Below are 20,712 nucleotides of genomic sequence, written 5' to 3'. Positions count from 1 at the left end.
CCGCGGCGTGACTATCGCGGGCAAGCCACGCTCCCACAGGATCGGGTTACAGAAAGGGCGCTTTATGCGCCTTTTTTTATGGGCGCCGTTTGGGCTATTCTCGAGCTCTCCCGTGCCGTCGTAGAGCCGGGTGTAGCGCAGGGAATCACCGATGATCACCAGTAAGCTGCCGAATGTCGGCATCACTATCTTCACGCAGATGTCTCAGCTCGCGGCGCAAACCGGGGCGATCAATCTGTCTCAAGGGTTTCCCGATTTCGACGGCCCGCAGGCCCTGCGCGATGCAGTCGGTCGGCATATCGCCAGTGGTCACAACCAGTATTCGCCGATGACTGGCTTGCCGGTGTTGCGTCAGCAGATTGCGGCGAAGATCGCCCGCAGCTACGGCGCCCATGTCGATGCTGACAATGAAGTGACGGTCACCCCCGGCGCGACTCAGGCAATCTTCTGCGCCATTCAGGCGGTGATCCACAGCGGTGATGAAGTCATCGTGTTTGATCCGGCCTACGACAGTTATGAACCTTCGGTGGAGCTGGCCGGTGGCCGTTGCGTGCATGTGCAACTGGGCCTTAACGATTTCAGCATCGACTTCCAGAAGCTTGCTGAAGCCATTACGCCGCGTACGCGGATGATTATCCTCAATACCCCGCACAACCCCAGCGGCGCGTTGATCAATCGTGCCGAGCTGGATCAGTTAGCAGCGTTGATCCGCGACCGCGATATCTATGTAATCAGCGACGAAGTCTACGAACACCTGGTATTCGACGGCGTGCCTCACGTCAGCGTATTGGCCCACGAAGAACTCTATCAACGCGCATTTGTGGTCAGCTCGTTCGGTAAGACGTACCACGTCACCGGTTGGAAAACCGGTTATGTAGTGGCACCGCCAGCCCTCACCGCCGAGCTGCGCAAGGTTCACCAATACGTCAGTTTCTGCGGCGTGACGCCGTTGCAATACGCGTTGGCCGATTACATGGCCGAGCACCCGGAACACGTCGAAGAGTTGCCGGATTTCTATCAGGCCAAGCGCGATCTGTTCTGTGATCTGCTGGCGCCGTCACGCTTCAGTTTCACCCGCGTGGCCGGTACTTATTTCCAATTGGTCGATTATTCGCAGATTCGCCCGGACCTCAATGACGTCGAAATGGCGCTGTGGATGACCCGCGAACATGGCGTCGCGAGCATTCCGATCTCGGTGTTCTACCAGACTCCACCGGTCGGCCAGCGCCTGGTGCGCCTGTGCTTTGCCAAACGCGAGGAGACCCTGCGTGAAGCAGCGGCAAAACTATGCGTGATCTGAGTGCTCTGCCCAATCTGAATGTTGCGCTGATCCAGACCACCCTGGCCTGGCATGATCGTCAGGCCAATCTGCAGCATTTCGAGCCCTTGCTGGAACAGGCTCGCGGCGCAGACCTGATTATCCTGCCGGAGATGTTCACCACCGGTTTCTCCATGGAATCGGAAACCCTCGCCGAGCCGGAAAATGGCCCTACCAGTAAATGGCTGCGGGTTCAGGCGGCGAAACTGGATGCGGTGATCACCGGCAGCATCATCGTCCAGGTGGCTGACGGCAGTCATCGCAATCGTCTGTTGTGGGCGCGACCGGATGGGGAGGTGTGGCACTACGACAAACGTCATCTGTTCCGCATGGCGGGCGAGCACAACCATTTCACCCCGGGCGAGCGTCAGGTGCAGTTCGAATTGAAGGGCTGGCGAGTGCGGCCGCTGATTTGCTACGACCTGCGTTTCCCGGTCTGGAGCCGCGACCCTCAAGACACCGACTTATTGCTGTACACCGCCAATTGGCCGGGCGCCCGGCGCCAACACTGGAACCGTTTGCTGCCGGCACGGGGGATCGAAAACCTTTGCTATGTGGCGGCGGTGAACCGCATCGGTACCGATGGCAAAGGCTTTGCGTATACCGGTGACAGTCAGGTGCTGGATTTTCAGGGTGAGACGTTGCTCAGCGCAGGCGATGCCGATGGGGTCTTCAAAGTCGTTCTGGACGCGGCGGAGCTGGCGGCTTATCGCGCACGGTTTCCGGCGAATCTGGATGCGGATACCTTCGAGTTCACCTGAGACTTTCGCTGCCTGACCGTCCGTCTTCGCGAGCAAGCCCGCTCCCACACTTGATCGGTGTGAACACAGATTTTGTGTACACCAAAAATCCACGGTGGGAGCGGGCTTGCTCGCGAAGAGGCCAGAACAGGCAACACAAAAATCCCAGGCAAACAAAAAGGCCCCGAGGTTCACACCCCGGGGCCTTTTGCGTTGCAGCGCAAACTTACGCCGCTTTCGCTTCCGGCTGGCTCAGGGAGCGGTTCAGCGCGCTGAACAGGGCCTTGAAGCTGGCGGTAGTGATGTTTTCATCGATACCGACGCCGTGCACCGCACGCTCACCATTCACCCGCAGTTCAATGTAGGCCGCAGCCTTGGCATTGGTACCCGCGCCGATCGCGTGTTCGTTGTAGTCCATGATTTCCACCGGGATCGGCAGACCGGCCACCAGCGCTTCCAGAGCGCCGTTACCTTTGCCACGCCAGTGCAGGTTGGTTTCACCCTGACCTTTGCTGGAGACTTCCACTTCCACGGCGCTGTGACCGTTTTCTTCCTGCAAGCGATGGCTGACCAGCGCGTACGGAGTGTTGGCCTGCAAGTACTCGCTGTGCAACAGCGCGTGGATCTGTTGGGCTGTCATCTCCAGGCCCAGACGATCGGTTTCACGCTGCACCACCTGGCTGAACTCGATCTGCATGCGGCGCGGCAAGTTGATGCCGTATTCCTGTTCCAGCAGGTAAGCGATACCGCCCTTGCCCGACTGGCTGTTGACGCGGATCACCGCCTCGTAGCTGCGGCCGATGTCGGCCGGGTCGATCGGCAAGTACGGCACTTCCCACAGGGCGTCCGGTTTTTGCTGGGAGAAGCCCTTGCGGATCGCATCCTGGTGGGAACCGGAGAACGCGGTGTGAACCAGGTCGCCGACATACGGGTGACGTGGGTGCACCTGGATCTGGTTGCATTCTTCGACGACTTTGCGCACGCCGTCGATATCGGAAAAGTCCAGTTCAGGGTGGATGCCCTGGGTGTAGAGGTTCAATGCCACGGTCACCAGGTCGACGTTACCGGTCCGCTCGCCGTTGCCGAACAGGCAACCTTCGACACGGTCGGCGCCGGCCATCAGGCCCAGCTCGGTGGCGGCTACGCCAGTGCCACGGTCGTTGTGGGTGTGCAGGCTGATGATCACGCTGTCACGACGGTTGATGTGGCGGCCGAACCATTCGATCTGGTCGGCATAGATGTTCGGGGTGGCGCATTCGACGGTGGCAGGCAGGTTGAGGATCACCTTGTGCTCAGGCGTCGGGTTCCACACTTCGATGACCGCGTCACAGACTTCCTTGGCGAATTCCAGTTCGGTGGCGCTGAAGGTTTCTGGCGAGTACTCGAAGGTCCACTCGGTTTCCGGCTGCTGGGCGGCGTATTTGACGAACAGCTTGGCGGCGTTCACAGCGATGGCCTTGATCCCGTCCTTGTCCTGGTTGAAGACAATGCGGCGGAAGGAAGGGGAGGTCGCGTTGTACAGGTGAACGATGGCTTTCTTGGCACCGCGCAGGGATTCGAAGGTACGTGCGATCAAGTCTTCACGGCCCTGGGTCAGCACCTGAATGGTGGTGTCGTCCGGGATGTGGCCGTCTTCGATCAGGGTACGCACGAAGTCGAAGTCGGTTTGCGAAGCGGCCGGGAACGAGGCTTCGATTTCTTTCACGCCGACTTGCACCAGGGTTTTCCAGAAACGCAGCTTCTTGACCGCGTCCATGGGCTCGATCAGCGACTGGTTGCCGTCACGAAGGTCCGAGCTGCACCAGATCGGCGCTGCGGTGATGGTCTTCGATGGCCAGGTGCGGTCCGGGATATCGATAGTCGGGAACGCACGGTATTTCGAAGACGGGTCTTTGAGCATGCTCATCGGAAAATCCTTATTGTGTGGGCCGAAAAAAGGCGGCCTGCCGGTGGATCAAATGTTCTGGGGGTAAAGCGTAAGACGAGGCACCGCGATTCAGCCCGGCAGTCGTGCGCTGACGAGGCACAGGCTGCGGTGCTGGCGAAGCTGAATGAGGGTGTGAGAGGTTTTCATGCCTTCAACCCTAACCGCGGGGGGAAAGGATGGCAAGCAGTCGAAAAAAATTGAGAGGAATACTCGAAAAGTGGAGTTTATTGAGATTTTGTTGCGGTGAATGGCAGAGATTGTATTGATGTTTGCGCGAGGTTTGAGCGATGCGCAATTGAAGGTTGGCGATTGCAGTTCGGTCGACGCAGCTATTCTTAAAGCCTCAACCAGACGACCAGAAAGCAGGAGTTGGCAATGAACGAGTCGGATTGGAAGCTCTATAGCGCACTGCGTCCGGTAGCCCATGAGCGGATGTGTATCCGGATCATGGAGGAGGTCGAGCGCACGGTGCTGGATAAAAGCCTGGCGCCTTATGAGCGTATAGAAGCCAGTGAAGAAAGGCTGAAGGCCGGTCAGCAGGAGCTGTATTGGGCGTTTGGCGTTTTCAGTCACTCACGCAATGAGGCGCCTGCTCACTTGCTGGGGCTGTGTACTCATGAGCTGATCACATCTGAAGAATTGGCTGGTTTCTCGGAGGAAACCCAGATATGGATCAAAGAGCGGCTGGCGCACCGGGAAGTCCATGGGATTGAGGATCTGGAGGCGGAATAAGTGGTGCCAATGAGGCCGCCTTCGCGAGCAAGCCCGCTCCCACATTTGATCGGCGTGAACACATATTCTGTGCACGCCGAAAATCTAATGTGGGAGCGGGCTTGCTCGCGAAGGGGCCGGTAGCCTCAACAACTATTTACGGTTGAAACGCCCCAATAAAAATCGCCGGATCCACCCGCGCATCATTCAGGCTGATGTTCCAGTGCATATGCGGCCCGGTCGCGCGCCCCGTGGAGCCGACTTTCCCGACCACGCCGCCGCGCGCCAATTGCTGGCCAACCTTCACATCGATCTTCGACATGTGGCAGAACATGCTGATAAAGCCCTGGCCGTGGTCGACGAATACCGTATTGCCGTTGAAGAAGTAGTTGCCGATCAGGATCACCTTACCGGCGGCCGGAGTCTTGATTGGCGTGCCGGCAGGCACCGCGAAGTCGAGGCCCGCGTGGGGATTGCGCTCTTCGCCATTGAAAAAGCGGCGCACACCGAACTTGCTCGACAGCGGTCCGTTGACCGGTTTGTCCAGCAGCAGGTTGCTCGGGCTGTTTGGGCTGAAGCTGCGGTAAGCCTGGATCTGCTCCGCCAGCTCACCCTCGATGCGCTTGAGATTCTCCGGGTTCGGATTGACCTGCTGAGTGTTTTTCAGGGTGATGTGCTGTTCCGGGTATTTCTTGCTGCCGACGGTGAAGCTCAGGTTGCGACCACCACTGCTAAGCGACTGGCTACCCGGTTTGACAGTCAGCGGCACGCCGACGATGGCCAGCCAGTTGTTCTGTTCCTTGACCACCAATACCGGTTTGCCTTGATAGCTGGCTTTGGGTGCCTGGGCGGAGCTGCCCAGATCCACCACCGCCACGCCACCCGGCACCGGTTTGTTCAACAGGCGGGTGATGTAACTGTCGGCGTGGGCGTTGAAGGTCAGGCACAGCAACAGCAGCGGAGCTAAAAAACGCGGCATGGATCAATCCAGTAGAGAAAGGGTGACAGGCGTCAGGTGATTGTCTTCGACCCGCACTTGCAGCTCGCCTTCGCCCAGTTTGGCTTTCAGGCGCTGGCCGGTATGGGTCTGCGCGGCGCTACGAATCGCGTTGCCGCGCTCGTCCAGCAGAATGCTGTAGCCACGCGCGAGGGTCGCCAAAGGGCTGACCACATGCAGCGTCTGCATCTGACTTTGCAGTTGCAGCCGGCGGGATTTAAGCCCTTCACGCATGGCTCGGGGCAGGCGCTCGGCGAGGCTGTCGAGGCGCTGGCGAAGCATCGCCAGTTGCCGCCCCGGATGTTGCCCGGCGAGGCGGGTTTCCAGACGGATCAAACGTTCGCGACGGGTATTGAGGCTGCGTTCGAAAGCGCGGCGCATGCGCATGTCCAGATCATCCAGACGTTGTGCTTGCTGACGCAGTCGTTCGCCGGGATGACGCAGGCGCCGGGCCATGCCTTCCAGACGCAGCCGGTCGCGCATCAAACGGTCGCGGATGCGCATCACCAGGCGTCGGTGCAGGCTTTCGACGCGTCGAACCAGATCGCTGGAATCCGGCGCGAGCAGTTCGGCCGCGGCGGACGGTGTCGGGGCGCGGACGTCGGCGACGAAGTCACTGATCGACACGTCGGTTTCGTGGCCGACGGCGCTGACAATCGGCGTCACGCAGGCATCCACGGCGCGGGCCACGGCTTCTTCGTTGAAACACCAGAGGTCTTCCAGCGAACCGCCGCCACGGGCCAGGATCAACGCGTCGAAACCGCGTGCATCCGCCATTTTCAGCGCACGGACAATCTGCGCGGTAGCTTCGCGGCCTTGCACGGCGGTGGGGATCAGCGTCAGTTGGATCTGCGGCGCGCGGCGGCGGAACACACTGATGATGTCGCGGATCACCGCGCCGGTGGGCGAGCTGATGATGCCGATGCGTTGCGGGTGCGCCGGCAGCGGCACTTTGCGCTCGGCGCTGAACAGGCCTTCAGCGCTGAGCTTTTCCTTCAGCGCATCGAAGGCCAGGCGCAGGGCGCCGTCACCGGCCGGCTCCACGGTGTCGAGAATCAGCTGGTAATCGCCACGGCCTTCAAACAGCGAAACCTTGCCGCGAACCTTGACCGCCAAGCCATCCTTCAACGCCTGGCGAACCCGAGCGGCGTTCTGCCGGAACAGCGCACAACGGACTTGGGCGCCGCTGTCCTTGAGGGTGAAATACACATGGCCGGACGCCGGGCGGGCGAGGTTGGAGATTTCGCCTTCGACCCAGATGTTGCTGAACACGTCTTCGAGCAACACCCGCGCGCGGCCGTTGAGCTGGCTGACAGTCAGGACTTCCCGGTCCAGGCCGAGTCTTGCAAAGGGATCTTTAATCATGGGGCGCATGATAAAGGCATTCGTCCATCAATCTCCATGAATCAACACAAATCCCCTGTGGGAGCGGCGGTGCGGCGATCCGACTTGCTCGCGAAGAGGTCATGTCAGTCGCCATCATTGTTGAATGACCCACCGCTTTCGCGAGCAAGTCGGATCGCCGCACCGCCGCTCCCACAGTGGGTTGTGCAGGTATTGATGAAGTGTTGAACCAGTGCCGCGGGATGCTGCCGATAGGCGAGGGCAACAGTGCTGTGGCAATCCGGGTCGGCCAAGGGCAGAAAGTGGATATCCGGCGGCGCGATGTCTTGCATCGATTCCGGTAACAGTGCGATGCCGAACCCGGCCTGGATCAATTGCAATTGTGTGGTTTTGCGCGACACCACCCGAGCCGCCTGGGGAAAGAACCCCTGGCGCATGCACAACTCGGCGGATAAATAGCTCAGGCCGCCCCGCTGTGGATGAGGGATGGAAATAAACGCTTCATGCTTCAACTGCGCCAGATCGATGCCTTGCGCGGACTGATCCACTGCCAGCCGATGATTCGGCGGCACCGCCAGCAACAGGCGCTCGCTGTACAGCGGAACAATCTGCACCCCTTCACGCTGACGCAGCACCGGCAGGCGCAACAGCCCCACATCAAGGCGCCCTTCGGCCAATTCTTCCAGTTGCGCCTCGGAGGACAGCTTGACGATGTCCATCGACACGCCAGCGTGCTGATCCAGATAAACGCTGATGCCACGCAGCAGCCGACCGCTCATCGGCACCGTGCTGGAGTGACTCAGGCGCAATACACCCAGTTGACCGTTTCCCACCTGAGTGGCCATTTCGCTGGCCTTGGTCAGTTCGTTCAGCAGGTTTCTCGCCCGAGGCAAAAAGGCTTCACCCGCCGCCGTCAAACGGGGTTGGCGTGCGGTGCGTTCGAACAGCGGCGTTTGCAGTCGGGTTTCCATGTCCTTGATCTGCCGGCTCAAGGCCGATTGAGCAATAAACAGTCGTTCGGCTGCGGCGCTGAAGCTGCCACTCTCGGCTATTTCCACGAAGTAGCGCAATTGACGGGTTGAAAGCACGAGGCATGCCTTTTCGAGATGGGTAGTCGACATTGAAGATATTAGTCGCAACGCTCGGCGCTGGCTAAAGTCATCACAGGAATTAAAGGAAGCCGTGACGATGAGTGTGCTGGAGTTGTTAAACCAATGGCCGTGGGGTGCGGTGGATTGGCTGGTGATCGGGTTGGGCGTTGCGCTGGCCTACATCGTGTTCGGCATCGCCGGTTTTGGCACCGCGCTGGTGGCCGGGCCGATTCTGATCCTGTTCATGCCGCTGTCGAAAATCGTGCCGCTGCTGGTGCTGCTGGATTTCGTCGCGGCGTTCGGCAATCTGCTGCCCTCGCGACGGGATGTGGCGAGGCCCGAATTGCTGCGGCTGCTGCCGTGCATGGCGGTGGGCTGCACGTTGGGGGTGATTTTTCTGCTGAACCTTAAATCCGATGTTTTGTTGCTGTTGATGGGGCTGTTTATCAGCGCCTATGCGATTTACAGCCTGTGGATTAAAACCCGTCCGGCGCAATTGTCCGCCGGGTGGGCGGTGCCGATGGGCACGGTGGGCGGGATGTTCGGGGCGCTGTTTGGCAGTGGCGGCTTTTTATATGCGATCTATTTGAACAGTCGGCTGCCCAAGGACGCAGCCCGGGCAACCCAGAGTGCGCTGATCAGTTGCAGCACCGTGGTGCGTTTGAGCCTGTTTGCCGTCGCCGGTGTGTATGCCGAGCTACCCTTGTTGGTATTGGCACTGTGTTTGTTGCCAGCGATGGCGCTGGGGTTGTGGATCGGTCGGCGGTTGATCATGAAATTGTCCCGCGAGGCATTCGTGCGGCTGGTGACCTGGCTGGTGCTGGCCAGCGGGATTGCCTTGATCGGGCGCTATTTGAGTACTTGACCGGATTTCGTCAGGGATTAAGCTGCCGGCCGCAAATCCTGTGGGAGCGAGCCTGCTCGCGATGGCGGTGGGTTAGGCAACAACAATGTTGACTGCAATGGCCTCATCGCGAGCAGGCTCGCTCCCACAAGGGTGGACTCATTCAGCATTTGTAGGCTTGCACCATGAATTCCCAAAGCATCATCGTCCCGAAAATCTCCACCCTGCCGGTACACGAACCCCGGGCCCGGGCGGTCGTGCGTTGGCTGGTGCGCAAGAACATCATTAAAGAACAACTGACCACCTGTGGCCGCACCGGCAATCGCATGGCCCACGCCCTCGCCGACGGTGCCCGCGCCGTGGTCCTGCACCCTGACGCGCTGCCGTTCGGCGAGCCGATCAATGGCCTGGAAATCATCACCAAGCGCTGCATCTATACACCGGCCAAGGGGTTTCTCGAAGAAGCCGGCTGCGCCGAGTGCCGCAAGGAAATCGGCGAAGCGCTGTTCGAAAGCCTGGAAGAGTGGATGCCGGGACGCACCGATAACTTCACGTGCCCTGAGTGCGGGCATGAAGATGACATCAACGGGTTTCTGTTCTTGCAGGAATGCGGCTTTTCCAACCTGGGCTTCATCTTCAACAACTGGCTCGAGGCCGGGTTCAAGCAGAGCTTTATCGACGAATTTGCCGATTGGCTGGATCAACCCGTGAGCTGGGTCAAAGTCGAACTCTGAACGCGGGCGCCTTTGCAGGAGCTGCCGAAGGCTGCGATCTTTTGATCTTGTTTTTGAAAATCAAAGTCGAAAGATCGCAGCCTTCGGCGGCTCCTACAGGGACGTCGTTTTTCCGTATGTCAGTAATGCCAATAATAGACAGAGTTTTACATTGAACCCGAGGGGGTGTCTGACTATAATGGCGCGCTTCCATTTTCCCGCTCGGGAGCCCCCGCGATGCTGCGTATCAGCCAAGAAGCTCTGACCTTCGACGACATTCTTTTAGTGCCCGGTTATTCCGAGGTTCTTCCTAACGAAGTCAGTCTCAAGACCCGCCTTACCCGTGGCATCGAGCTGAATATTCCACTGGTTTCTGCTGCCATGGACACCGTTACTGAAGCCCGTTTGGCAATTGCCATGGCTCAGGAAGGTGGCATCGGTATCATCCACAAGAACATGACCATCGAGCAGCAAGCTGCCGAAGTGCGTAAGGTCAAACGGTACGAGGCCGGCGTGGTCAAGGACCCGATCACCATCGAGGCTGACGCCACGGTTCGTGAACTGTTCGAACTCACCCGCCTGCACAACATCTCCGGCGTTCCGGTACTGCACGATGGCGACCTGGTCGGCATCGTCACTTCCCGTGACGTGCGTTTCGAAAACCGCATGGACGCCAGCGTCCGTGAAGTGATGACGCCTAAAGAGCGTCTGGTCACGGTCAAGGAAGGCGCCGACAAGAACGACGTCCGTGAGCTGTTGCACAAGCACCGTATCGAACGCGTGCTGATCGTCGACGACAAATTCGCCCTCAAAGGCATGATGACCGTCAACGACATCGAAAAAGCCAAGGCTTACCCGCTGGCCAGCAAGGACGATCAAGGTCGTCTGCGCGTTGGCGCTGCAGTCGGTACCGGTAAAGACACCGGTGACCGCGTAGCTGCCCTGGTCCACGCGGGTGTTGACGTGGTAGTGGTCGACACTGCTCACGGTCACTCCAAAGGCGTGATCGACCGCGTTCGCTGGGTCAAGCAGAACTTCCCTGAAGTGCAGGTCATCGGCGGCAACATCGCCACCGGCGCTGCCGCCAAGGCCTTGGCCGAAGCTGGCGCTGACGCAGTCAAGGTCGGTATCGGTCCTGGCTCGATCTGCACCACCCGTATCGTCGCCGGTGTCGGCGTCCCGCAAATCAGTGCCATCGCCAACGTCGCCGCTGCCCTTGAAGGCACAGGCGTTCCGTTGATCGCCGACGGCGGCATCCGTTTCTCCGGTGACCTGTCCAAGGCCATCGTTGCCGGTGCTTCCTGCGTGATGATGGGCTCGATGTTCGCCGGTACTGAAGAAGCGCCGGGCGAGATCGAACTGTTCCAGGGCCGTTCGTACAAGGCTTACCGCGGCATGGGTTCGCTGGGCGCCATGTCCCAGGCTCAAGGTTCCTCCGACCGTTACTTCCAGGACTCCTCGGCAGGCGCCGAGAAACTGGTTCCGGAAGGCATCGAAGGGCGTGTTCCGTACAAGGGCACCCTGAGCGCCATCATCCATCAACTGATGGGCGGCCTGCGTTCTTCCATGGGCTACACCGGTAGCGCCGATATCGAAGAAATGCGCACCAAGCCTGAGTTCGTGCGGATCACCGGCGCTGGCATGGCCGAGTCCCACGTTCATGACGTGCAAATCACCAAAGAAGCACCAAACTACCGCGTAGGTTGAGGCTTCCAGCAATAAGTTAAGTAACCGGGGCTGTTTTCAGCCCCGAGTTGTTTCTGATTCTCTTCACCGAACTGCATAGACGAGACTGACCACATGGCCCTCGACATTCACGCCCACCGCATCCTGATCCTCGACTTCGGTTCCCAGTACACCCAGCTGATTGCCCGCCGCGTGCGTGAAATCGGCGTGTACTGCGAACTGCATCCGTTCGACATGGACGACGAAGCGATTCGCGAATTCGCTCCAAAAGGCGTCATTCTCGCCGGCGGCCCCGAGTCCGTGCACGTAGCCGACAGCCCGCGCTGCCCGCAAGCGGTGTTTGACCTGGGCGTACCGGTCTTCGGTATCTGCTACGGCATGCAAACCATGGCTGAACAGCTGGGTGGCAAGGTCGAAGGTTCCGAGCTGCGTGAGTTCGGTTATGCCCGCGTTGACGTGGTTGGCAAGAGCCGTCTGCTCGATGGCATCGAAGACCATATCGACGCCGATGGCCTGTTCGGCCTCGACGTATGGATGAGCCACGGTGACAAGGTCACCAAGATGCCGGAAGACTTCCACATCCTGGCCAGCACCCCGAGCTGCCCGATTGCCGGCATGTTCAACGATGCTCGCGGCTACTACGGCGTGCAGTTCCACCCGGAAGTGACCCACACCAAGCAGGGCGGTCGCATCCTCTCGCGCTTCATCCTCGACATCTGCGGCTGCGAAGCCCTGTGGACACCTTCGAAGATTGCTGAAGACGCCATCGCCCAGGTCCGCGCCCAGGTTGGTACCGACAACGTATTGCTCGGCCTGTCCGGCGGCGTTGACTCCTCGGTGGTTGCCGCGCTGCTGCACAAGGCCATCGGCGACCAGTTGACCTGCGTCTTCGTCGACAACGGCCTGCTGCGCCTGCACGAAGGCGAGCAAGTGATGGCCATGTTCGCCGAGAACATGGGCGTCAAGGTGATTCGCGCCAACGCCGAGGACCAGTTCCTCGACAATCTGGCAGGCGAAAGCGATCCAGAGAAGAAGCGCAAGATCATTGGCCGTACCTTCATCGACGTTTTCGATGCCCAGTCCAACAAACTGGATAACATCAAGTACCTCGCCCAAGGCACCATTTACCCGGACGTGATCGAGTCGGCTGGCGCGAAAAGCGGCAAGGCTCACGTGATCAAGTCGCACCACAACGTGGGCGGCCTGCCGGAAGAAATGAACCTCAAGCTGGTTGAACCCCTGCGCGAGTTGTTCAAGGACGAAGTCCGTCGTCTGGGCCTGGAGCTCGGCCTGCCGTACGACATGGTCTACCGTCATCCGTTCCCGGGCCCGGGCCTGGGTGTGCGGATCCTCGGTGAAGTGAAGAAGGAATACGCCGACCTGCTGCGTCGCGCCGACCACATCTTCATCGAAGAGCTGCGCAAGGCCGACTGGTACCACAAAGTCAGCCAGGCATTCGTGGTGTTCCAGCCGGTGAAATCGGTTGGCGTTGTCGGCGATGGCCGTCGTTACGCCTGGGTCGTGGCCCTGCGTGCCGTGGAAACCATCGACTTCATGACCGCGCGTTGGGCACACCTGCCTTACGAACTGCTGGAAACCGTCAGCGGCCGCATCATCAATGAAATCGAAGGCATCTCCCGCGTCACCTACGACGTGTCGAGCAAGCCGCCAGCGACCATTGAGTGGGAGTAAGGTTTATCCGCAACTATCTGTTTTATAAGTAAAAAATCAGAGTATTTGCGATTTCTTTCACGTCATCAACGGCTTGGTTCATGGTACGTGGTGCCGGTCTCATCAGAAACGAATATCGACACCATGTTCGGTAGAGCAATGCCGACATGGTATCGATAGCGCTTTTCTGCGCAGAGGCAGTTACGGCCTGGGGCGGTTTTGATTCAGTGACGCCAGACGCTTACGGGCTTTACCATCAGCCTCAAACAACAAAACCCGCATTGGCGGGTTTTGTTGTTTCAGACGAAGACGTTGATCAGAAGTCGTAACGCACGTTCGCAGTGAAGGTGTCGGCGTCGAAACCACTGCTGGTCAGGTAGTTGTACGTCCCTCCCACGCTCCACGCGCCTACGCGGTAGTTCGCACCCAGTCCCAGCTCGTAGCTGTCGCGCGCCGGTGTCGCCCCTGTGGTGGTGAATGGGGTACCGCCAAGCACGAAGGTGGAGGTGGTGACGGCCTTGTCGCCGATGAAATCGTGCCAGGCCATCAGCTTGGCTTCCGGTTCCAGGCTGCCCACACCTATGTCAAAAGCGGCCGCCAGACGAGCGCCCAGGCCCATTTCGCCGATTTCATAGCGCTGGCTGCCGACGTTGAGGGCGGCTGAGCTACCTTTTTCACGGTACGAATCCATCGATACGTTGGCATAGCGCGCACCGACCTGGGGTTCCAGCAGCCACTGCTTGTCGAGCTGGAAAGTGTAGCCTGCCAGTGCGTTGACGCCGAAGATCTCACTGTCGTAGTCGGCCTTGGCGCGGGTACCAGCTATGTAGCGTTTGGACTCGTTGTCGTTCCAGCCATACATCAGCGAGGTGTCGACAAAGAAGTTGTCACGGGCCCAGTTGCCGTACAGGGTCAGTGCATGGCCGCTGACGTCGGTTTTTTTGCCCAAGTCGGATTTGACGTCGCTGGTCAGGTAGCTGTAAGCCAGGCCCACGGTAGTATCGGCGTTGAGCTTGCCGTCGGCACCCACGGCGATGCCGTTGGTGTTGGCGTCGTAGCCGTCGATACCGTGGCGGCTGTCCTGGTTGGCATCGCTGGACAGCGCTTGCAGCCATACGCCTTGTTCTGCCAGGACGTCACCGGAGGACAGACCGCTACGGGCTTTGCTGGCGCGGCGGTTGATGGCACTTGCGACCAGGTTCTGGCTGTTGGTGGCGGCGTTGATCGCCCCACGGCTGACGTCAGGGGTCAGGGTTTCGGAAAGTTTGGCCAGATCTTCACTGGTGGCGGCGTTGGCGAAACGCTGGAATACCGGGTCGCTTTCGTCCATCTGGCCCAAGACCGTGTTCTTGAACGGCTTGATGGCGTTCACCGCGTTGCGCGAACCACGGGCACCCAGCAGGTCTTGCGTGATCACCTCATCACTGCGGGTGGCAACCAGTGCTTTCACGTCCTGGCCTTCAATGCCGAAGTTCCTCACCTCAAGCAGCGCCGAGGAGGAAACCACGGACAGGTTCTGCGGGTCTTCCCACGTGCCAGAGTTGATGAGGGTGTAGCGGGTGCCCTGGGCCGACGTGCGGAAGTCGTCGGAGCGAGCCTGCAGTTCGATCTGGCTGCCTGGAGAGAAGAAGGTATTGCCGGTGACTTTCAGGATCGGCGTGTTGGGCAGAGTGTTGTTATCCAGCAGCAAGCGCAAGCGCGCAGTGTCGCTGTCCATGTCGAGGTCGCCCACAATCGTAGTCTGCGGGCGAAGCAGAGTCAGGCGGCCACCGTCGATATCGACGAAGCCGGCGCGGATGGTCGAGCCATCGAACATCGCGTCCCCTTGCACCAGCACACCACTCAGGCCCAGCAGGTCACCCTTGACCTGACCACCTTGCCAGTAGAAATACGAAGGGGAGGCATTGTCGTCCGCTAGAATTGCTGCGGTGCCGCCTTCGATCAGGCCACCTGTCTGCCTGATGGAGAGGGTGTCGAAACCGCCGGAGGTGTCGAGGCTGCGAAAGTGGATACCGACTCCGTCGGCGGAGATAGTCCCGCTGTTGTTGATATCACTCTTGAAGGGAGCGCCTGTCATCTGACCGGTAAAGCGAGCGTTCTCGATCTCGATACCCGCAGAGTCGATGCCGCGAGCGGTGATAGTGCCCGAGTTATTGATGCGCGACTGGGTCGAGGTGATCATCATGCCATTGGCATCTTCACCAGTCACAGTGATGTTGCCGTTGTTGTTCACTTCACCAGCGATATTCGCCAGATACAGGTCCAGCCCCATGGCGCCGTTGCCGCTCACCGTAATGTCGCCATTATTTACCAGATCGCCAGCGACGGTGGAATTGAGGGTCATGGAGATACCGGCCGGGATGTCGCTGGGGTTCGCAGCCGTCAGGTTGATTTTGCCCTGGTTGACCAGGTTGCCCGCCAGGGTCACGTCGGTCAGCTCTACACCTGCGTTTTGCGACGTCCCGGTGAAGGTGGCGTTATTGAAAACATCGCCGGAGCTGCTGTATGCCCCTGTGCTCAGGTCGTGGTTGAGGTCGGGTGCGGGTGCGGCATGGACCGTGGCAGTGGTAGCCGCGACGGACAGCGCCAACAACGAGCGGCGCAGGTGGGAAATGTTCAAGGCAGTATCCTTACAGGGCAGAAACTGACAGGGAACAACCTGCGCGTCAGCGTCTGTTTTAGGCATCCCTGCCAGCTTGTCAGTGAAGTGCTGATTCAAGCGCGTGCAAATCTACACGATGCTTGTAGGACAATTCATCATAAAAATAATCAATGACGAAAAAAAAAGCTAAAAAATGCGACGCTACAGTTGTTTTTTGAGGATTTACGGAGTTATTCAGCAATAAGCGGAACTTTATGGTGTTATTGCGGTCAGGCCAGGGTCCGGCACTAGGGGGAATAGTATTCGGATGTTTTTAAACGGACCTGCCCACCCTTAATCTCAGGATTTTCATGTACCAACGGTGTTTTAACCCATCGGCTCCATGTCGCTTCCCACCCCCTGTCATGGCTTGCTCCTGGTACATGGACGCATTGGGAGAGGGGCGAGCCAAGCGCCTGTTGGTAACTATCAACTAAACTACCTGGAATAATCAGGTCTGCTTCTCCGATGAGATGACGCTGGGGTATTAAGGCGAGTCGATTACGATAGTCCAGCGGATCCAGTGAACCGTCGAGTGGCGACAATCCTTTCATCGTCGCCCACAGAGGTGGACTGAGATTGCCAGCAAGGGTTTGCACCTGGGTAACATCATTGCGCTGCGCCGCTAACAATAATGCGAGAGCGGCTCCACCTGAATACCCCACCAGTTCGAACTCCCTATTGCCATATCGCTGTTTTAATTGGTCCAGCGCCTGGCTGAGGCGGGTGACCACTTCCTGAGAAAATCGTCGATTGGTCCAGAGTGCTGATTGACAGGCTGCGACCATGACGAACTGGCAGGGGCGTGCCAGGTACGCATTCGGTGTCGGATCATCGACCGCCAGCCGTGGCACTAACAGATTGTGCGGGCTCGGATCCAGGCTGGGTTGAGTGGCCGTCGCCCAGGAATGGCCATCGCCTTCCAGGTAGACACGCAGGCGAGTCATCTTTTCTGCAGTTTGCGGCGCAAGTATGAAGAGGGGGAAGCCGTGTCCCGGCAGGACCTCCAATTGTCGGCCGTGCTCTTCAGCCAGTTGTTGCAGTGCCTCGCGCGGCGATTGGCAGGCGATGAGAAGCGCGCTGACCATCACCATCCAGGCTTTATAGAAGCCGGCCAATGTCCGACGACAGGGAAAGTATCTACTCATCATATGTCATAACACACCTTGGCAATGGAGGTATCGGCATTGAAGTCGGCATTGGCGGTGTAGTTCTAGGTTAAGTTAGGGCAGCAATGGCAGGATGTGGCGACCCTGTGGGAGGGCCACAAAACCATTACCCAATAAACGAACAGGTGCTTCAATTTCAGTTTATGCAACGTCTCGGTTTTACTCGTAATGATGGGTTTAAATACTGTGAACTAATGAAGAATATTCCGGCCTGCGTCGAAGAAAGACAGGGCCATCCGCTTAGCCTATCCCAGCTCGAAGCGCTGCCATTTATGGAAGATGAAGCCTTCTTTCCAATAAATCCTAATTCTGGCCGAGATGAAGACATGCAGGTCTCTTGGAGTAGAGTGAGTATTTGGATAGGTCAAAGAGTTCCTGCCGCCTGGGTCAAAATCTGATCAGCGCCAACACATTTTGGGACTTGTTCGGAGAAATCTTAGGTTGTTTATCAATCATGGTATTTTCCATGGTTTTGGATGATTTTGTTTATCTTGGGGCCATTATTTAAAGGGTGAAATTGTCTAGTTGATAATAGAGTGGGAGTGATCGTTTTGAGCCTGTGAACTCAGGCTCAAAACGATAGTGACAAAAGAAGCCCCCGATCGCGAGATCGGGGGCTTCTTGCGTTTCAGGGGATATGTACCTTGTAGAAAAGAATGATGAGTTAAAGCGGCAAGCGGCCTTCGAGGTCCATGCCCATACGGCTCAGGGCCCAGGACAGTTCGACGATGTCGGCATAAGGCACCTGGTGCACTTCGGTCCATGAGGGGCGATTGATCAGATACTTGCCGTCAACTGTACGCTCGACCAGTGTTCGTGCAATTCGGCCATCCCTTCCGCGATGAATCAGCGTCCAACCGCCGTCCGACTTCTCGAAAGTGAACATGCCTTGGCGGAACAGCAGTCGCTCGAGCTCCTCCGGTGTCCTTTCGAGCAAGGGCAGTGGCGTCTGCAGACTCAGGTCGGCAAACAGGGTGTCGGAATCTCCCCTAATGGATTCGTGTTGCGAGCCAAAACCGCGTCCTATCTCAATCCCCCGATCCGTTTCGATCAGCAAGTTTTCTTCCGGTAGCACCTCTTCAATGCGCAAACCAATACCACCCTGCATTTCACTGATGCCAGGCATGCCGCGAAACGTGTTCAAGTTTTCCTGATCCGTCAGCACCACCCATTTTCCAGCCCCGTTGAGCGATTTGTCGGCCTGCATGATGGTGTGGGTGAGGTAGGTTTTTATGGCTTGTTCATGCATGTCGGGAAGTGGCGAGGCGGGGTAGCGGTAACTCGCCAGACAGTCCGTTGCCTGTATTCGAATGCGGTTGTGTTGAGCGACCTTGACCACTTCAAGCGGCGTGAACCGTCCGGAAGGATCGCTTTGCAGCTGTCGTAGAGACTTTTCCAGGTCGTCGGACATTTCCCCACTTCTGAAAAACTGATTGAGATCCAGTTGACTGAAATCGTTGAGCAGGCGATGGAAATAGAGCGTCTTGACCTCCTTTTGGGCCAGGATCGGCATGTTCTCGATAAGAAACCGCATGCTGGCAATGCGATCCTGGCTTTCGCCGATGACCAAGCCTGGTGCGGCGTTAAAAATCTCCGGAATCAGTTCTGCGGCGGTGGTCGATGGTGTCACGACAGGAAGCACCGGGCGTGGGGGTAATGAACCGGTGAACTCACTACGGGAAAAGAACTGTCGGGCGTCCCGTGACAGGTTTGCGCGATGGGCTGCGACGTATTCGTCGTAAGTGGACATCCCGCGCAGATGTCCATCGGGCTGGCGCATGATTTTGATGTGAGTTTCTCTTATGCCCAGAGCCAGTTTTCTGAGACGGAGTCCGCCCGATGTATCGTACTGAGTGGCGGGACGGTTCAGGGTGGCCAACGGTGGATTTTGAACAGTGACCTGGGACGTTCCTGGCTGCGTGTTGCCGCCGCCCTTGAGTTCGGCTCGGGGTGCCAGTTCCCATTCGCCCTGGGCATTGAGGCGTACCGGTAGAGATCCTGAAAACGCGCTCGGTCGTTCAGGATCAATGATGGCCCAAGTGCCGCCGCCATTGACGTCGGCTTCGTAGCGCACGTAATAGGCCGTGTCATCCAGCATGATGGCAGTTGAAGGGTTGGCGTCGAGTTGATAGATGCCCTGGAATTTTCCGGAATCGGTGCCGGGTGTTTTGTCCTCCAGCAGTTCGTTGGCCTGCCAGTTGTCTGGAATGCCCGATCGCTGGATTTCAGGCAGCGACCGAGGAGGGTTTTCGATCAGCGATGCTGCTCCGTCAACCTCGCCAGCCACTTCCGGCCAGCCCATGGGCTTCATCTTCTTTGCAATCAATGCCTCTTTGAGTTCATCGAGGTTATCCACAGTCATGGATTCATAGGCTGGCCGAAGCGGGGTATCCAGGTTGAGCCTTCCACCGGGTGTCGACCTGATGGCGCTCTCTACAATTTCGTTATCGGCGTTGCGATAAACCACCAGCACGCTGCTTCTGAAGCGCTGAAAGGTGAACATTCCCGACTCCGGCAACAGTGCTCTCAGATCCTGCGGGGTCCGGTAGGCCCATGGGGTTTCCATTTGAACGCGCCAGTCGCCTTTGATCAGGTCATGGATGCTGTCGAAATCAGTTCCGAGTCGGCGTTGTCCTGGTCGGCGGTGCGGAAGCGATGGATCACCAGCTGCGTCAGGGTCATGGAACTGGTGGGCGTTGCCTTGACGTGTTCCCAACCGGTGAAGGCTTTCGAACTGCTTTGGGATGCGTCGAATCGGTGGAAGTACACCTGATCCGGATCGAGGCCGACGATGTCATATTTTTTCAGCAGGTCACTGGCAACGTCGTGCGCCGTGTCTTGCAGGCTGGGGCACGTCTGGATGACGCTGGTGGCGATTGCCTTGAGCGCTGCCTTGTCGGCGGCATTGGGCAGTGGGCGGGTTTCGATCGGGTTCATGCTCTCTATCCTTGAGAAATGGGCATCGAGGATGACCCGTTCGCTCAAGAAATGTGCACTACATAGTTGTGCCCATTGTCGATTCAGTACCGTGTAGTGTCAGCGCCGGGCCACATCCGAAAAGTAGAACTTGTCCAGGGTATGTCGCGACTCGGTGTACTCGAATTGTCGACCGTCCTGCAGGAAGGTCTGGTTGCTGACCACGATCACATGGCTCTGGCCGTCGAGGTCCAGGTGTTGTTGGTCATCCTTGCTGCGCGGCACCGCTTCGATGGTGCGCTGGGCGTAGGCGATTTGCAGTTGCAGGGTTTGCTCGATGAAGGCGTAAATCGATTGTTCGGCGATGTCGCGGGACAGGCCGGGAATCACGTCGCTGACGAAATGGTTGATGTCGAGGATCACCCGTTTACCGTCGATCCGTCGCACTCGCTTGATTCGTGTGATCAGGCTGCCTTCTTTGGCCTTGATGTGTTCAAGCAGCGAGCCTTCGAGGGGTATTTGTGCGAATTCGACCACCTCGGTGCTGACGTCATTGCCCAGTCGTGGGTAGGTTTCCTGGAAGCTGACGATGCCGCCGAGTTGAAATTCGATCGGGTTGGTCGACAGCACGAAGGTGCCTTTGCCGTGGACTTTCTGGGCGAAACCGCGCTCCTGCAATTGCTCGATGGCCTTGCGCACAGTGCCGCGACTGGCCTGATAGCTGTCCATCAGCTCGGTTTCGGAAGGCAGTCGTGCGCCGCGTTCCAGACGTTCGGTCGTGATGCTGGCAAGCAGATCGCTGTAGATCTGGTTGTATTTACTCATGGGGATGGCTCTGTGCCGCGCTGTGCTCAAGGTTTTGAACCTTAAGGGCAGGGTAGGGGTTTGTCCATGCGGCTTTGGGTTTCTTTGACTTCGGAGGTAGGAAATGTCGCCGCCTGTCG

At 58.3% G+C, this 20,712-nt stretch carries 16 protein-coding genes; 7 read left to right on the top strand and 9 right to left on the bottom strand.

The features are described 5' to 3' along the window. The first annotated feature begins 151 nt into the window (after positions 1-151). Both KVG95_RS02500 and KVG95_RS02495 read left to right on the top strand, forming a co-directional pair. The gene (locus KVG95_RS02500) at positions 152-1,300 is read left to right on the top strand and encodes a pyridoxal phosphate-dependent aminotransferase (RefSeq protein ID WP_217854395.1); all 1,149 of its coding nucleotides are present in this window, start codon (positions 152-154) and stop codon (positions 1,298-1,300) included. Continuing rightward, complete coding sequence (locus KVG95_RS02495) at positions 1,288-2,079, top strand: amidohydrolase (RefSeq protein WP_217854394.1); 792 nt, start codon at positions 1,288-1,290, stop codon at positions 2,077-2,079. The genes KVG95_RS02500 and KVG95_RS02495 overlap by 13 nt, the downstream gene beginning before the upstream one ends. A gap of 205 nt (positions 2,080-2,284) precedes the next feature. On the opposite strand, the gene leuA is transcribed toward KVG95_RS02495, so the two are convergent. Then, entirely contained in the window at positions 2,285-3,964 is a 1,680-nt protein-coding gene (gene leuA, locus KVG95_RS02490) for a 2-isopropylmalate synthase (protein ID WP_050681792.1), read from the bottom strand. Positions 3,965-4,360: 396 nt separating this feature from the next. Here leuA and KVG95_RS02485 point away from each other — a divergent pair, with 396 nt between their 5' ends. Then, positions 4,361-4,717 (top strand): hypothetical protein, encoded by a 357-nt coding sequence (locus KVG95_RS02485; RefSeq protein WP_217854393.1) that lies wholly within the window; start codon positions 4,361-4,363, stop codon positions 4,715-4,717. Between the two features lie 136 nt (positions 4,718-4,853). On the opposite strand, the gene KVG95_RS02480 is transcribed toward KVG95_RS02485, so the two are convergent. The 3 genes from KVG95_RS02480 to KVG95_RS02470 form a co-directional block, all read right to left on the bottom strand. After that, a complete protein-coding gene (locus tag KVG95_RS02480) occupies positions 4,854-5,675 on the bottom strand; it encodes a peptidoglycan DD-metalloendopeptidase family protein (protein ID WP_217854392.1) in 822 nt (273 codons plus the stop codon). A 3-nt stretch (positions 5,676-5,678) separates the two neighbouring features. Beyond that, entirely contained in the window at positions 5,679-7,058 is a 1,380-nt protein-coding gene (gene xseA / locus KVG95_RS02475) for an exodeoxyribonuclease VII large subunit (RefSeq protein ID WP_217854477.1), read from the bottom strand. A gap of 104 nt (positions 7,059-7,162) precedes the next feature. Further along, entirely contained in the window at positions 7,163-8,125 is a 963-nt protein-coding gene (locus tag KVG95_RS02470; RefSeq protein ID WP_217854391.1) for a LysR family transcriptional regulator, read from the bottom strand. 100 nt (positions 8,126-8,225) lie between these two features. Here KVG95_RS02470 and KVG95_RS02465 point away from each other — a divergent pair, with 100 nt between their 5' ends. From KVG95_RS02465 to guaA, 4 genes are all read left to right on the top strand, one after another. Beyond that, complete coding sequence (locus KVG95_RS02465; protein WP_123719414.1) at positions 8,226-8,993, top strand: sulfite exporter TauE/SafE family protein; 768 nt, start codon at positions 8,226-8,228, stop codon at positions 8,991-8,993. 164 nt (positions 8,994-9,157) lie between these two features. Next, positions 9,158-9,706 carry a sugar ABC transporter ATPase gene (locus KVG95_RS02460; protein ID WP_217854390.1) on the top strand — a complete coding sequence of 183 codons (549 nt, stop codon included), beginning with the start codon at positions 9,158-9,160 and terminating at the stop codon, positions 9,704-9,706. A gap of 216 nt (positions 9,707-9,922) precedes the next feature. Beyond that, positions 9,923-11,392 carry an IMP dehydrogenase gene (guaB, locus tag KVG95_RS02455; protein WP_123358100.1) on the top strand — a complete coding sequence of 490 codons (1,470 nt, stop codon included), beginning with the start codon at positions 9,923-9,925 and terminating at the stop codon, positions 11,390-11,392. A gap of 93 nt (positions 11,393-11,485) precedes the next feature. Then, positions 11,486-13,063, top strand: a complete 1,578-nt coding sequence (guaA, locus tag KVG95_RS02450) for a glutamine-hydrolyzing GMP synthase (protein WP_007903619.1) — start codon at positions 11,486-11,488, stop codon at positions 13,061-13,063. A 295-nt stretch (positions 13,064-13,358) separates the two neighbouring features. Here guaA and KVG95_RS02445 read toward each other — a convergent pair whose 3' ends face one another. From KVG95_RS02445 to treR, 5 genes are all read right to left on the bottom strand, one after another. Next, positions 13,359-15,662 carry an autotransporter family protein gene (locus KVG95_RS02445; RefSeq protein ID WP_217854389.1) on the bottom strand — a complete coding sequence of 768 codons (2,304 nt, stop codon included), beginning with the start codon at positions 15,660-15,662 and terminating at the stop codon, positions 13,359-13,361. Between the two features lie 269 nt (positions 15,663-15,931). Next, positions 15,932-16,831: an alpha/beta hydrolase gene (locus KVG95_RS02440; RefSeq protein WP_217854476.1), complete on the bottom strand. Its 900-nt coding sequence runs from the start codon at positions 16,829-16,831 to the stop codon at positions 15,932-15,934. Positions 16,832-17,516: 685 nt separating this feature from the next. Then, positions 17,517-19,355: a membrane-targeted effector domain-containing toxin gene (locus KVG95_RS02435; protein WP_217854388.1), complete on the bottom strand. Its 1,839-nt coding sequence runs from the start codon at positions 19,353-19,355 to the stop codon at positions 17,517-17,519. An 86-nt stretch (positions 19,356-19,441) separates the two neighbouring features. Continuing rightward, on the bottom strand, positions 19,442-19,789 hold the full coding sequence (locus KVG95_RS02430; RefSeq protein WP_217854387.1) for a dermonecrotic toxin domain-containing protein: 348 nt from the start codon (positions 19,787-19,789) through the stop codon (positions 19,442-19,444). A gap of 99 nt (positions 19,790-19,888) precedes the next feature. After that, a complete protein-coding gene (treR, locus tag KVG95_RS02425; protein WP_052966223.1) occupies positions 19,889-20,593 on the bottom strand; it encodes a trehalose operon repressor in 705 nt (234 codons plus the stop codon). Between the last annotated feature and the right edge of the window lie 119 nt (positions 20,594-20,712).

The sequence above is a fragment of the Pseudomonas farris genome (assembly GCF_019145235.1).
GTDB classification, from domain to species: domain Bacteria; phylum Pseudomonadota; class Gammaproteobacteria; order Pseudomonadales; family Pseudomonadaceae; genus Aquipseudomonas; species Aquipseudomonas farris.
This window is presented reverse-complemented; position numbering and strand designations above follow the sequence as displayed.